General features: G+C 41.6%; 9 protein-coding genes. 4 read left to right on the top strand and 5 right to left on the bottom strand.

The annotated features are described in order from the left end of the window. The first annotated feature begins 44 nt into the window (after nucleotides 1–44). Together AC1EU2_RS17560 and AC1EU2_RS17555 are read left to right on the top strand one after the other, a co-directional pair. Nucleotides 45–1,088 (top strand): hypothetical protein, encoded by a 1,044-nt coding sequence (locus AC1EU2_RS17560; RefSeq protein ID WP_480299579.1) that lies wholly within the window; start codon nucleotides 45–47, stop codon nucleotides 1,086–1,088. After that, a complete protein-coding gene (locus AC1EU2_RS17555; protein WP_480299578.1) occupies nucleotides 1,085–2,176 on the top strand; it encodes an aminoglycoside phosphotransferase family protein in 1,092 nt (363 codons plus the stop codon). The genes AC1EU2_RS17560 and AC1EU2_RS17555 overlap by 4 nt, the downstream gene beginning before the upstream one ends. 20 nt (nucleotides 2,177–2,196) lie before the next feature. Here the strand turns inward: AC1EU2_RS17555 and AC1EU2_RS17550 are convergent, their stop codons facing one another. The 5 genes from AC1EU2_RS17550 to AC1EU2_RS17530 form a co-directional block, all read right to left on the bottom strand. Further along, a complete protein-coding gene (locus tag AC1EU2_RS17550) occupies nucleotides 2,197–4,611 on the bottom strand; it encodes a hypothetical protein (protein ID WP_480299577.1) in 2,415 nt (804 codons plus the stop codon). A 159-nt stretch (nucleotides 4,612–4,770) separates the two neighbouring features. Next, on the bottom strand, nucleotides 4,771–6,384 hold the full coding sequence (locus AC1EU2_RS17545) for a ShlB/FhaC/HecB family hemolysin secretion/activation protein (RefSeq protein ID WP_480299576.1): 1,614 nt from the start codon (nucleotides 6,382–6,384) through the stop codon (nucleotides 4,771–4,773). A gap of 121 nt (nucleotides 6,385–6,505) precedes the next feature. Continuing rightward, nucleotides 6,506–7,726 (bottom strand): threonine/serine exporter family protein, encoded by a 1,221-nt coding sequence (locus AC1EU2_RS17540; RefSeq protein ID WP_480299575.1) that lies wholly within the window; start codon nucleotides 7,724–7,726, stop codon nucleotides 6,506–6,508. Nucleotides 7,727–7,958: 232 nt separating this feature from the next. Continuing rightward, nucleotides 7,959–9,158 (bottom strand): Na+/H+ antiporter NhaA, encoded by a 1,200-nt coding sequence (gene nhaA, locus AC1EU2_RS17535; protein ID WP_480299574.1) that lies wholly within the window; start codon nucleotides 9,156–9,158, stop codon nucleotides 7,959–7,961. A gap of 108 nt (nucleotides 9,159–9,266) precedes the next feature. Next, entirely contained in the window at nucleotides 9,267–9,674 is a 408-nt protein-coding gene (locus AC1EU2_RS17530; protein WP_480299573.1) for a PH domain-containing protein, read from the bottom strand. A 267-nt stretch (nucleotides 9,675–9,941) separates the two neighbouring features. On the opposite strand from AC1EU2_RS17530, the gene AC1EU2_RS17525 reads away from it, so the two are divergent. Continuing rightward, on the top strand, nucleotides 9,942–12,221 hold the full coding sequence (locus AC1EU2_RS17525) for a nitric-oxide reductase large subunit (protein ID WP_480299572.1): 2,280 nt from the start codon (nucleotides 9,942–9,944) through the stop codon (nucleotides 12,219–12,221). A gap of 154 nt (nucleotides 12,222–12,375) precedes the next feature. Next, a complete protein-coding gene (norR, locus tag AC1EU2_RS17520; RefSeq protein WP_480299633.1) occupies nucleotides 12,376–13,929 on the top strand; it encodes a nitric oxide reductase transcriptional regulator NorR in 1,554 nt (517 codons plus the stop codon). The last annotated feature ends 110 nt before the right edge of the window (nucleotides 13,930–14,039 follow it).

The following is a 14,039-nucleotide window of genomic DNA, read 5'->3' as shown; positions in this document are numbered from 1 at the left end:
TAGCTAGAGTGCCACCAAGGTTTGAGTAAGTGGGGTTTAATTAAGTGTTGCTACATTCACTGATTTGTTTGAAAGGTCGAGATACAGGTTCAAGAACCATGGCGATAACAGTATGCAGTTATCTGTTCATGCTGTTATGGATTGGATTATTTGGCAGTAATGCCAGTGTCTTAATCGCTGCGCTTGTTGGTGCACCGATTTTGTTTTTCACGAGTCAGCGTCGTTGTCGTGATGCGAACAAACCGCAATGGATGGGGCTATTAACTCAGATACCATGGTGGTTAACCGCTCTACTGACCAGTTTTTCAGGTTCTTTGAGTTGGTGGCTCGCAACGATGTTATTGGGTGTGATTGGCAGCATGCTGCTTGCTGTTTTCCCAAGTCGTAGTGTGGGGCGTTTTGAATTGGGTTATCAAGGTCCAGCGATTCATCAAATGGCAAAAGCCAATGCAACTCGACGAGTTGAGCCATCTTTAAACAGTGACGTTGAGCATGTTGAGCCGGAAAGCTTTTCAGCGACCGAAGATCACTCAAGCATTGGCTCGCAAATTCAAGAAGTTATCGAAGAGGCCCCTTTGAATCAAAAGCAGTGGCTAATGGCAGGTGTAGGTGTTCTTGGGTTAGCTGTGATTGGTATTTTGATGAGCAGTTTGATGTCGACAGATGGTAATGCAGATGAAGAGCCGACTGCCATGCAACCAGAGATAACCGAGAATACTCAACCAAGAGAAACTGTATCACTCAGAGACGGTTTCGAGCTTTCATTGCAAGGTGATAAGTTATTTATGAGTTGGCTAGGTTCTGACGGTGGTGTGGAAACTTTGTGGCAACTTGATAATGCTAAGGGTGACAGGAGCTGTCGTCATTTACGTTTTAATAATGGGACGACTTATCGCCCGATGACCGTTGAGCGTTTGGCTGACAGAAATAACAGCTCTCAAGCTGACTTTTCACCACTGGATACTAAGGCCATTATTAAAGACGTAGCTCGTCGAGGCAAAGTGAGTTTATGTGGTTATACGTTTAGCTTAAAGGGCTCACAATCTGATTTATCTAAAAATGCGATCTTTAGAGCTTATATAGAATGATCCAAGTCATTCGTAACCAGATACTGCCTCACTATCTTGATGAGACAGCGAGTCAAGCTGCAAAAATCTCAGCGATTGGCAGCGGTCATATCAATCAAACCTGGCTTGTCGAGACGGCTGAAAAGCAATTTGTACTGCAAAAAATTAATACGCATGTATTTCCTATCTCTTCGGCGTTGATGAATAATTTTCAGTTGCTGCATCGAACGTTATCTCAGTGTGCTGAGGCTGGCGAGTATCGATTTCAAAGTATTGGTTGCTATAACACATTATCTGGCTCTGAAAAGGTGGATGATGAAGCTTTAGGCGTTTGGCGAGCCATTGATTTTGTTAAAAATAGCTACAGCATTGATGTGGTAACAACAGCAAAACAAGCCTTCAAAGCTGCTCAAGCTTTTGGTCATTTCACATTGAACGCTTCTGCGATTAAACCGAGTAAATTCCAAGAGGTGATCCCCGGTTTTCACAACCTTGAGCAACGCTTTACTCAATTAAAACTGGCGATTGCCAAAGATGAGTTTCGTCGGGTGAGTGATGTACAACCATTTGTCGAGCAGGTGTTGGCACAGCAATGGCTCATCAACGAAGTGAATGAAATTGAAGCCGTTCTTCCGATTCGAGTTTGTCATAATGATACCAAAATCAACAATTTACTTTTTGATGCTAAGAGTCATCAAGTGAAAGCCGTCATTGACTTAGACACGACAATGGCAGGCTATTTAATGTATGACTTTGGCGATATGGTACGCACTTTTTGTTCTCCTGAGGAGGAAGATAGCACCAATTATCAACAGGTCGTTGCAAGGGCTGATGTATTTGAAGCGATCGTAGAGGGTTACCTTTTCGAATGGGGTAACACTATTACGACGGAGGAGCGGAAAAGCTTATGGTTAGGCGCACTTTCAATGTCTCTGATGTTAGCGGTGCGTTTCTTGACGGACTTTTTGAGTGGTGATGTGTATTTTAATGTGTCGCATAAAGAACATAATTTTCAACGCGCGTTAAACCAGTTTGCGCTATTTAAAAGTTTAGTGAATCAAGCAGATCATTTAGAAGCTGTTACATTAAGAGACAGTGATAAGGACTAGCCTTATCACTGCTTGCTGAGTTACTCAGATGTTTCTGCAGGGCAAGCTTCTGTTCCTGTTAGCTTAAAAATATTATCGCCAACAAAATTCTTTGTCCCATCCAGATGTAGAGACCAGTTATCATCTTCAGTGACGGTTTTTATGTAGAGCTTACAATTTTCAAATTTGTACGATCTCATGCTCCAACGTTGAGTAATATCGTTGTTGGTGTCTGTGATCACGCCTGAAATATGACTTTCGCTGATGGTTGCTGGTTGACAGTTTGTCCTTGGCTGGCCAAAACCATAGAAGGTCTGGCAATACTCGCCTTGGTCATCTAAGAAAATTTCAGTTAGCTTCTTATCATCAAAGGTAAAGCTAGTGAGCGTCGTGTTGGGCACAAATATTTCTGTAAGATCAGGAATGTTCGTGCTTTCAACACAATTATTCATCATGGTGTCGACTTCTGCGTTTGTCTTAAGTGTTGCTTGCTCAGGTATAAATCGACCAATTGAAACTGTGTTGCCTTGGCGACAGGTAAAATCACTCTCCAAAAAGTGCGGAGGAGTAAGGCTCTGCCATTTCTCTGTGTTAACATTTGCCAATAATGTATCTAATGCAATCTTATTTAAAGCAATCAGTCCGTCATGTTCGCTTGTTCCTTCGGCTTTAAAAAATCCAGAGCGAACAAAGCCCTCATGCACAGTAAATAAAAGTTTTTTGTGAGAAAGAGACTTAAAGTCAAAGCTTCTGACTGATTCAGGCAGCCCGATAATAATAACGGCTTTGTCGTTAACTTGCTTTTGACTCCAGCTGCTATGGCCTAGTTTTTCTAACAGCAATCGACCAGAATCGTCTTCTGTCGAGTGTTTCCAAAATAGTTTATAAAATATCACTTCATTGAGTGTTGGGAGTAACTCAACATAAAGCTTCATTTGGCCTTGTTGAGCGATAAGTACACCACTAAATTGCGTCAAAGAGCCATTAGATGCACTACTGGATTTTAGCTGTTCTAATGTTGTTGCAATGTCAGGCGCTTCATCAGTAGAGTATAAATTCACCTGATTACATATATCGTTTAAATCAGCCTTGTTGTCGCAAACTAATTCATCGTGAATGGCATAAATATCAGCGTTAGCAACCGTTCTATATTTAAAGAGTCTAGAGCCCTTAGGGAATTTCGTATCAGGGAGAACTTGTTTCCATGCGTTAATCAGTGCTGTATTCGATTGTAACGCTGTAGATAATAATAAATTATCAAGGGTATGTTCTGTTGCTTTAACCGTTTGGCTAAAGGTTGGAACGTCTGGATTCAGGAGTTGAAGTTTGTCATCAATGATTCGATGAGAGTACTTATTCGGCAGCAAGGTCCATTCATTGTCGTGGAGGACACGAGTTTGTCTGAACCCGCTGTTTTGTATTAACTCGAAAGCAGTACCGTTAAATTGGTATGACTTGAACGATGAAATCCCTGTTTCTGGTGATATTCTTCGTTGCGAATAACGAATGTATTGCTCATCGTGAGAGTTCTCTCCCGCTAATTCAAATAACCCATCTGTCGTGATTTCTGCTTTTAAATCATATGTTGGGGCTTGTTGGTCGAGTTCAGCGGCTTGTTGCATCAACTTAAGGCTAGTGCCAGTAAGTTTCAATGCTCGCTTAGTGGTAGGCGAAAAGTTTTCAAAAGCAAACGGTTTATCTATCTTGCCGATTCTTGCTTGATAAGCTTCTTGTGCTAGTTTTTTGATATGCCTCATTGTATTTGATCTATGAATTTTATCGATCAAATCATTCAGCTCTTTATCTTTGATGTCTGGTTTCTCTTCCCGAATTAATGCGGCTAAATCGTCAGAAAACTGAGCATGATATTCATGCTTTACAGTCATTACCGTATTGGCCATGTATTGCATTTGTCTCGCCAATTCAGCTTGTAGCTTATTCGTGTCGGTAGATTTAGCCTGAGAGACATAGTCAATAGTGGGTTCACATGTTTCTATGCTCTCACGAACAGCGGCTTGCGCCGAATCCTGTGTAAAACCATTGTCCATCATGTTGTAAATAAGGTCTGTACAAGGTGAGATCATCTTCATGCTTGCATTACTCGAAAGCTGCACATTACCGAGCATGGCATGATCAGACATATCGGAAGATTCAAGAGTAATGAAAGCTCGAATAGGTTTTGAGTCAGCATCCGCTTTTGAAACATTCTGAAGAACATAATTGCCTTGCTCCCCTGACATGGTGGTCGGTTCGCCGCTGGTGTATGAACCATCCTCATTACTGTCCATATACACACGAGCATTTTTAATATGATCATGAGCCATCACTTTACCTTGAACAGTGACGGTTTGTGGTTGTTCTATGGGGGTTTCGGGTGTCGTGCTTTTATTGTCGCTACCACAGGCTGTTAAGCCTAAAGCTAATGCGCAAGTTGATAAGCTAAACATGTACTTCATTGTGTTACTCCAAAATTCCGTTTAATGGGCGTAGTGCACAAGAATGTAATAATTTTTATTGGTGAGTTTCTGCTAGAGTGCTTAAATTGGCTAAAAGAAACATGCAATACAGTTTAGGTCAGAGAAAGTTTTTATGCTCGAAAGATAGATGATGAGAGATTAAAATTGACGACGGACTTCAAATCGCCATTCAAAACCACCTACATCAGTGCCAGAGGTTAATGGGTAGGTCAAATCAATATGGGCGACGTTACCGTAACTGGCTTTAGATGAATACAATCTTGCGCCAATACCAACGCTACCAATAACGCCTTGTTCTTCATTCAAATGCGCTCTACCTCCAGACGCCCGACCAAAATCAGTAAAAACCGCCCAGCCAAGGTCGGCCAGTTGATAGAGATTTATGTTAGGGATATACCTAAGTTCTGCCGTAGTGAGCCATGCATTATCACCATGCTGATAATCATCAGGATACCCTCTAACGCCAGTTTCATCTCCTAGGGTGTTAAGTTGATCTAAGGGTAGATGTTTTGAAGTGGTAAATCGTGCTTTGCCATAGCCTATCCATTTAGGCGTAAAGTGATAAAAGTATTCACCACTCAAATTCATTCGGTAATAGTCTTGTTGAGAAGTATTGAAGTGGCCTTCTCCATTTAGGTTCATCAGAAACAAATGTTGTTTATGTTGATAGCCTTTTGACGTAGACCAATTTAAATGGTATCCCAACTCACTATTAGGTCTTGTATCTTGAGTTTCAAGCCCGAGAGTGAAACTATGTTGCCAGCCTAAATTAATGTCTTCGTTCTTATGTATTAGGCGAACATTTTGTAAAACCCGAAAGTCATCTTGAATAAACTGATAATTTACCCAAGGGTATAAAAAGTCTCTGTCAGCAGGGCGTTGCCCCGACACGTTAGTAGAAATAAATTCATGTTTGTCCTGAGTTACACCAACCGATAATCTTGATAGCTGTTCACTGTTATGAGAGAGCAGCCAACCATAATTAAGGCTGGCTTGATGGATATTATGCTCGAATTGCTCAACATCTTCGCCATTTTGACGTATGGTATCAATGCGCTGCTCATCGTTATAATTGACTGAATAGCTGTGGGTACCTTCAAGCGTATAAAAGGGTTTATCAAAGCTAAAGTTAATTGCTTTACCATCACTATTATCGTAATAACTTGCACTAACATCCGCATGTTTCACCCATTTCACAGGTGCTGACAGGCCAAAGAGGTACCCCTTTCTATCTCTGTTAGATTGATATTGAAAACTTGTGCCAATGCCTAAGCCGACTAAGTTATCTTCTTTAACCCCAAATGAATACTTACTTTCACCATTGCTGTGGCTGAAGTTCGCAGTGGGTAGTAATGACCAATTGTCCCAAGTTTCTACCACAATGATTTTACCTTTGCTTTTCATATCAGCGTCAGGGTCGGGTTTGGCAATGTATACTTTGGCGTCACGAATGTACGGCAGCCTTCTGAGGACTCGCTGAGCTTCAGTGATGTCTTGTGCATCCACCGTATCTTTTTCGGCAAAATTGAGTCGGTCTAAAATGACTTTTGGGCGTGTGTTGGTGTGCAGCTCATTAGCCCAGTGATGAATGAAAAAGGCGTTATCGGCACTTTCATCAAAAATTGAGTGGTTGATGATGATAATTTTGTCGACCTTAAAAGTGTCATTTTGCCTTACCGTTGGGGCAGCATAAGAGGCTGTAAACTTACAAAGTAATATGAGTGTCATTACTAAGTATCGACCAAAAGTCATGCTTGCTCCTTTAAAATGGTATTGAACAAATAACACACATTTATTAAAGGATAGTCAAGAAAATACAGTTTTTAGATTTTATGGGGAGGAGCTACTGCTGAGAAACAGTAGCTCAAGGCTATTACAGGTTACGTCTTGGTGGAACCGCAACGTTGGCAAAAATAAGCCCTGCCACTAATGACATAAAGATCAAGAAGATTTGTGAGCCTATCTCGACTTGATTGAGCATCGTCTCACCTGAAATAAGCGCATTTAATCCAATGTAAGTTTTACTGCCAGGTACTAAAATAACAATACCTTGTAGTAGAGCAATCGAGGCTGGCGCCTTCATCCAACGGGCAAATAAATTTGAGTACATTCCCACAGCTAAAGCACCGAAGAAAATACCAATGGAATCACCAATGAAATAACCGCCGAGCATTGCAAATGAGAAGGCGACAATACCGGCTAAAACACCCCATGGAGCGTCTTTAACTCGGGTTTTAAACATGATGGCAAGTGCAACCGACAACAATGGGACGGCAGCCCAAGCCGCTCCGTGAGGAAGAGGCATAGGCTCTGTTACTGGAACAACCCCGAATAAAGCATGACCAAGTGCTAATCCTAAAAATGCGCCAAAATAAAGCTTAAACAACAACATCATGGCATCCATGATCCTTGCTGTACCGGATATTAAGTCTCGTGAAGCAAGCTCAGCTAAACCTATCGTTAATGCCAGGCCCGGGACGAATACAATAATGCCCGATAAGATCACTACAGGAATATTGATACTGGAGTCATAAGTGGCAATAAAACAGCTTAAAAATGCGCACACGATGGCCGCTAAAGGTTCTAGCATTTCAGTCATTTTGCTTGAACGCTCAGCAACATGTACCAACCCATAAACGATGAAGCCCAACAATCCAGACCAAACTACGTCGTTCCAACTGGTGTCCATCAGCATCGCAAAGGCACCTGCTGATAAGCCAAAGGCAAAAAAGGTCAGAAGTGAACCATACGGATTAGGTTTGTCGGCAATTTCGTCAATGCGCTCTAACGCTTCATTTAAATTACGTTGTCCTGAGATTAACTCGTCTACCAATTCATCAGTTCGTGCCAGTGCGCCCAAATCCAACTCGCCTGGCTTAACACGCGCAAGGTGGTTGTACTCTTGTTCAGCATCATGGTGCAATACAAATGTCATTGAGGTTGGAGAGATGACAAAATTACCTTCTAACCCTAAGCAGCGAGAAACTTTCATTAAGTGAGCTTCAAGTCGGTAAGCGGGTGTTCCGAACTTATGAAGTGCTTTGCCAAGCTTAATGATAAACTTGCGTTTTATGCGGAATTCTTGATCGTTCAACGTCTAAGCCTAATAAATTGCAATTAACCTATAACCAATCCACGCAAATCAATGGATTGTACTATTTAAAAATTGCGCGAATATTAACTTATTTTGTCGATTTTTTGCTAGAAAAAAATGAAAAATATGCACTTTTTTTTAAGTTTAAATCGTAATGGCTATTTTTCTATTAAAACTTAAAAGGTTACTGCGCATTTGGTATGGTGAACAGTAACCTTTTTACATGTCAATTTTATGAATCCGAGTGCTGAATTGGACCCTTTAGTGTTACCTTTAAAATCAGGTAGCCAATGATGCCTGAAATTACAGAACCAAGAATAATTCCCAGTCGCTCGTCGAACATCCTGTTAATCCCCGATTCTTCAAATGCCAAAGAACCAATAAATAAGCTCATTGTAAAGCCAATACCACACAATGCAGAAGTACCATACAAACTTGCCCATGTCATATTGTTGGGCATTTTAGCGATCTTCATTTTTATAAACAAAGCACAAATACCAAAAATACCGACCTGTTTACCGACAATAAGACCAAGAGCAATACCAATTGGGACTGGGTGCAATAGCATTTCGGCATTCACGCCAGAGAGCGAAATTCCTGCATTCGCAAATGCGAAAATTGGTAATACAAAAAATGCGACGACAGTATGTAAGTCATGCTCCATGGTTTTAAGCGGCGATGGCGCATTGTTGTCTTTGGTGTTGAGCGGAATAAATAAAGCTAAAACTACACCAGCTAATGTAGCATGAACCCCCGATTTTAATGTTGCGATCCACATAATGATGCCGATAAGAATGTACGGACTCTTAGCGATAATATTGCTGCGATTCATGATGGCTAACACGGGGATACAAAGCGCAACAACAATCAATGCTGCAATGGATATCTTGGAGGTATAAAATAAAGCAATAATTACGATGGCCCCAATATCATCAAAAATTGCCAATGACGTTAAAAATATCTTAATGGATGTGGGTACTTTACTTCCAAGTATTGCGAGTATGCCTAACGCAAATGCAATATCTGTTGCTGCGGGTATCGCCCAACCATTTTGTGCCGTTGGGTCGCTGTGATTGAAATATAAGTATATGAGTGCAGGGACGACCATTCCGCCGACAGCGCCAACGGCGGGTAAAATAATGCTTTCTTTATTAGACAGTTCACCTTCCATGAGTTCACGTTTGAGCTCTAAGCCAACCATCAAGAAGAATACGGCCATTAAGCCATCGTTAATCCATAACAAGAGTGGCTTAGCAACCTCCAAAGCGCCGACTTTGACTTCTACAGGAGTACTGAGAAGCAGCTGGTAATATGGCTCTAACGGTGTATTGGCAATAATGATCGCTAGCAATGCAGCAATCATTAAAATGATCCCGCCAGCAGACTCTAATTTGAAAAAATCAGTGATAAAAGAAGGTTTAGTGTTTTCCATCTTCAGGACGGTCCTCCATAAAACAATTATTGAAGAAAACCATAGCAAATTGCTCGGGTATTTCCCACAAGAATTGACATTTTATGTCTTTAATCAAATGAAGGGTGATCAGTCTTTGGCGAGTGCTACGAGGAATTCGTGCTTAAGTTTCGGTGAAATCATGATCTGTTGATGTTTACCATAAGTGATGATCAATCTATCCATAGACAAAGCTGGGCTTGATATGGGATTACGTGTTTCTGTGATTGAAGTGATGGATTCGATGTCGATTCGCCATTTGAAAGGACCGCTAGTGATGATCAGTTGATTTTTGTGTTGATTGATATAATAACGGGTACTACCAAGTAGCCATAAAGGAAAAACAACACCAAGAAATAAAATGATCGAAGCAAATAAGGAATTGTGTAAAGTGAGTTCGGTTCCTAAAAGCTTGGCCGCTGCTAAAGCACAAAGAACAACACAAGCTAAAATTACCATTAACAACCAATGATCTATTTTTGAAACGAAAACCTTCACTTTCTAGATGCTCCCTGATTACGAATTCATCACTATATCACAGTATGATATTTAACCGCTTCTAGCAACTAATTAACCGAAACATCACTTTTGGTGTCTAAATGATATTGGTGTGAAAATGACAGTCTTTTCTTGATTGTGCTTTTAACAATCATCACAGTTGTAAATTATTTAAACTGTTTAAAATTAGTCACTTATAAAGTTGGCATGATCTGAGCAATGCATAAGTTAATTCATTTTGGGAAACAATAGATGCAAGGGGCTTGTATGAGCAAACAGAAGATTACCGCCATAGCGCTGCTCATGGTGCTGGTGGCCTCCTTTACGGTGCTACTCAGTTTAGGTAGTGAGATTTATCAAACGAAACCGCCAATCGCAACCGAATACAGCAGCACGTCAGGTGATGTTATTTTCAGTGGCAATGATGTTGAGCAAGGGCAACTTGTTTGGCGTTCGATGGGCGGACATCAGTTGGGGTCAGTTTGGGGACATGGTTCATACGTGGCACCTGACTGGACTGCAGATTGGCTTCATCGTGAAGCAGGCGCATGGTTGAACATCAAAGCTCAGCAAAAGTTTGGTGTTAATTTTGATGCCTTAGACAGTAGTAAGCAAGCAGGCTTAGAACAGTTGTTGCGTGAAGATATTCGTAAGAATACCATTACTGAAAATGCGGATGGCACCATCAAAGTTATTTTGTCTGATACCCGCATAGCTGCAATTAATGTTGTGTCTCAGCATTACTTGTCACTTTTTGGCAGCGACCCGAAACTGGCGAGTTTGCGTGAACAGTACGCCATGAAAGAAGGTACTGTGCCAGATCTTGCTCGCCGTGAGCAACTTAATGCTTTCTTATTTTGGGGCGCATGGGCAGCGATCACCGAACGCAAAGGCGAAGATTATACTTTTACCAATAACTGGCCTTATGATCCTCAAATCGGCAATAAACCAACGTCAGATAATATCGTTTGGTCAATTTTGAGTATCGTCTTCTTAATTGCAGGGGTTGGCGCACTTATTTGGCACCATGCCAGTACCAAGCACGATCCACTACCAGAGCCTGCAAAGCAAGATCCGCTGTTTTTGAACAAGCCGACACCGTCACAAAAAGCAGTTTATAAGTACTTTGTTACTGCGATTGGTTTGTTTTTACTGCAAATTTTCTTAGGAAGTATTACGGCGCACTATGCCGTTGAAGGCCAAGACTTTTATGGCTTCCCGCTTTCAGAGATTCTACCTTATTCAGTGACTCGTACATGGCACACTCAGTTAGCCGTATTCTGGATTGCGACAGCATGGCTTGGAACGGGTCTTTATATTGCGCCTGCGCTATCTAAATATGAGCCTAAATTTCAACGCTTAGGTGTGAACGTACTTTGGGTTGCTCTCGTGATAGTCGTTCTGGGGTCAATGACGGGTGAATGGTTAGGTGTTCAACAATACTTTGACCTAGACATGAACTTCTTATTCGGGCATCAAGGTTATGAATACATTGATTTAGGTCGTGTATGGCAAGTATTGCTATTGGGCGGGTTATTGATTTGGCTAGCCTTAGTAACTGCTTCAATTCGTCCGGCGTTAAAAGAGAAAGGCGAGATGCGTCCAGTCATCTGGATTCTGTACGCCTCTTGTGTCGCCATTGGCCTATTTTATGGTGCTGGCCTGTTTATGGGCAAACACACTAACTTAGCGATTGCCGAGTACTGGCGCTGGTGGGTGGTTCATTTATGGGTAGAAGGATTCTTTGAAACCTTTGCAACATCAGTAATTGCATTGATGTTAGTACGCCTAGGACTCATTCGTGGCCGCAGTGCTAACGGAGCGGTATTGTTCGCCACCGTTATTTTCTTAACGGGTGGTCTCATTGGTACTCTGCATCACCTTTACTTTACGGGGGCACCAACGTCCGTTATCGCTTGGGGTGCCATGTTCTCAGCATTGGAAGTTGTGCCGCTGGCATTAATTGGCTTCGAAGCCGTTGAGACTTATCGTTTACGTAAAGCCAGCCCTTGGATGGAGCGTTATCATTGGGCCATTATGTTCTTCGTTGCCACCGCATTTTGGAACTTAGTTGGTGCCGGTATGCTTGGGTTCTTGATCAATCCACCAATTTCTTTGTACTTTGTTCAAGGCCTTAACTTAACGGCAACTCACGGTCACGCCGCATTTATGGGTGTGTACGGGATGCTTGGTATTGGTTTAATGTTGTTCTGCTTACGTGGCTTAACAAATGATCTTAAATGGAACGAAGGATTAGTGAAAAAAGCCTTCTGGAGTTTGAACATTGGTCTAGCGGCAATGGTATTTATGTCACTTTTACCAATGGGATTAATCCAATTCTTCGCTGTCATTGAGAACGGCTACTGGTATGCTCGTTCGCCAGCAGTCATTCACAGTGAAGTGGTAGAAAACTTAGTATGGTTAAGAACGATTGGTGATGTAGTTTTCGCATTTGGTGGCTTGTTCATTGGTGTATTCTTATTTGACCTGATAAAGAAAGCCGTTATGGCACCAAAATCTGGACGTGACGTGTCTCAGATCGCATAAGTTAATTATTAATCAATATAAGGAGCTCATTTGGGCTCCTTTTTTAATGTGGATCAAATTCTAAATATTACCTCAGTGTTAAAGTGACCAATGTAATATTGACGATGGAGATTCCACTATGTTCGCTCAGTCCCAAATAACAGGGGATACCGTTATGGCTCTGAACCAATCAGATTTGACGCGTATTGCGTTAGATATCACCTCAGGGTTAGCGAACCGTGATCGCTTTTCACGCTTGTTGGATACCATCCGTCAAAACTTGCATTGCGATGCGGCTGCACTGTTGTCATATCATGGTGAATACTTTTCGCCATTGGCCATCAAAGGATTGCATGATGATGTACTGGGTCGTCGATTTGTTTTAAATGAACACCCAAGACTTGAGGCAGTGGCGCGTGCGGGTGACATTGTTCGATTTCCTGCAGACAGCGACCTAGATGATCCTTATGATGGACTTATTCCAAACCAAGGTGATGAACTTAAAGTTCACGCTTGTATTGGTTTGCCATTATTTGCCAATGAGAGGTTAATTGGCGCCATTACCATTGATTCATTTGATCCAAAGCGATTTGATCAATTCAGTGATTTTGAGTTACGTAGCTTGAGTGCCATTGCAGCTGTTTCATTAAACAATGCTTTGATGATGGAAAAACTCGAACAGCGAGCGATCAAAGATCAATCCAACAATAGTACAGTTTCAAGCTTGAATGAGCACAATCAAGATTCTGAAATGATTGGCCAATCGCAATTAATGCAAAACTTGCTTCAAGAGATTGCCGTTGTCGCTCATAGTGATTTAAATGTGCTGATTACTGGTGAAACTGGCACAGGTAAAGAGCTTGTTGCTCGTTCAATTCATCAAAAATCCCGACGAGCTGAGCAACCGTTAGTCTATCTCAATTGTGCAGCTTTACCTGAAAGTGTTGCTGAAAGTGAGCTATTTGGCCATGTGAAAGGTGCATTTACTGGGGCCATTAGCCATCGCAGTGGTAAGTTCGAAATGGCAGATAAGGGCACGCTATTTCTCGATGAAATTGGAGAGTTACCATTAGCCTTACAAGCTAAATTATTGCGAGTTCTTCAATACGGTGATATTCAAAAGATTGGTGACGATCGTAGTTTGCAAGTTGATGTAAGAATTATTGCTGCAACTAATAAAGACTTAAAAACAGAAGTGATGGAAGGGCGTTTTAGACCGGATCTTTATCATCGTTTAAGCGTTTTTCCAGTACAAGTCCCCTCACTCAGAGAGCGAGAAGGAGATATCACCTTACTCAGTGGTTTCTTCATTGAACGTTATCGGCAAAAGCTAGGGTTGAAGCACCTAAAATTAGCGCCGAGTAGTTTAGTGTTGCTGAACCATTATGCTTGGCCTGGAAATGTTCGAGAACTGGATCATGCCATTCATCGTGCAGCCATTATTGCACAAGCGCATTCGGGTGAAGAGCTTTGTACTATCAAGCCACAGCATTTTGAATTGTCAGGCGCTACAACTGGTGCGCAGCAATCAACTCATATTACGAATTCGCCAGCAATGAAGGTGATTAAAGGCTTAAGCTTAAAGCAAGCCGTTGATGAGTTTCAATCAGATTATATTAAGCAAGTATTAGATGAGAACAATAATAATTGGGCTGCAACCGCACGCTATTTAAAGCTTGATCCAGGAAACTTACACCGCTTAGCTAAGAGGTTGGGGTTAAAAGGCTAGAGGCCGTTCTCAATTAGTCATTTCGGTTTTAGGCGTAACCCGAAGGGCTGTATATATTTTTCGTTTCTTCGAAATTGCTTGGCTGTTAATTTATGGTGAATCTGTATTCA

This window comes from Parashewanella sp. 2304DJ23-3 (assembly GCF_056591695.1).
This window is presented reverse-complemented; position numbering and strand designations above follow the sequence as displayed.

Coding starts and splice junctions, on each gene's coding strand:
- AC1EU2_RS17555 (WP_480299578.1), top strand. CDS start 1,085: ATGATCCAAGTCATTCGTAACCAGATACTGCCTCACTATCTTGATGAG.
- AC1EU2_RS17550 (WP_480299577.1), bottom strand. CDS start 4,611: ATGAAGTACATGTTTAGCTTATCAACTTGCGCATTAGCTTTAGGCTTA.
- AC1EU2_RS17545 (WP_480299576.1), bottom strand. CDS start 6,384: ATGACTTTTGGTCGATACTTAGTAATGACACTCATATTACTTTGTAAG.
- nhaA (WP_480299574.1), bottom strand. CDS start 9,158: ATGGAAAACACTAAACCTTCTTTTATCACTGATTTTTTCAAATTAGAG.
- AC1EU2_RS17525 (WP_480299572.1), top strand. CDS start 9,942: ATGAGCAAACAGAAGATTACCGCCATAGCGCTGCTCATGGTGCTGGTG.
- norR (WP_480299633.1), top strand. CDS start 12,376: ATGGCTCTGAACCAATCAGATTTGACGCGTATTGCGTTAGATATCACC.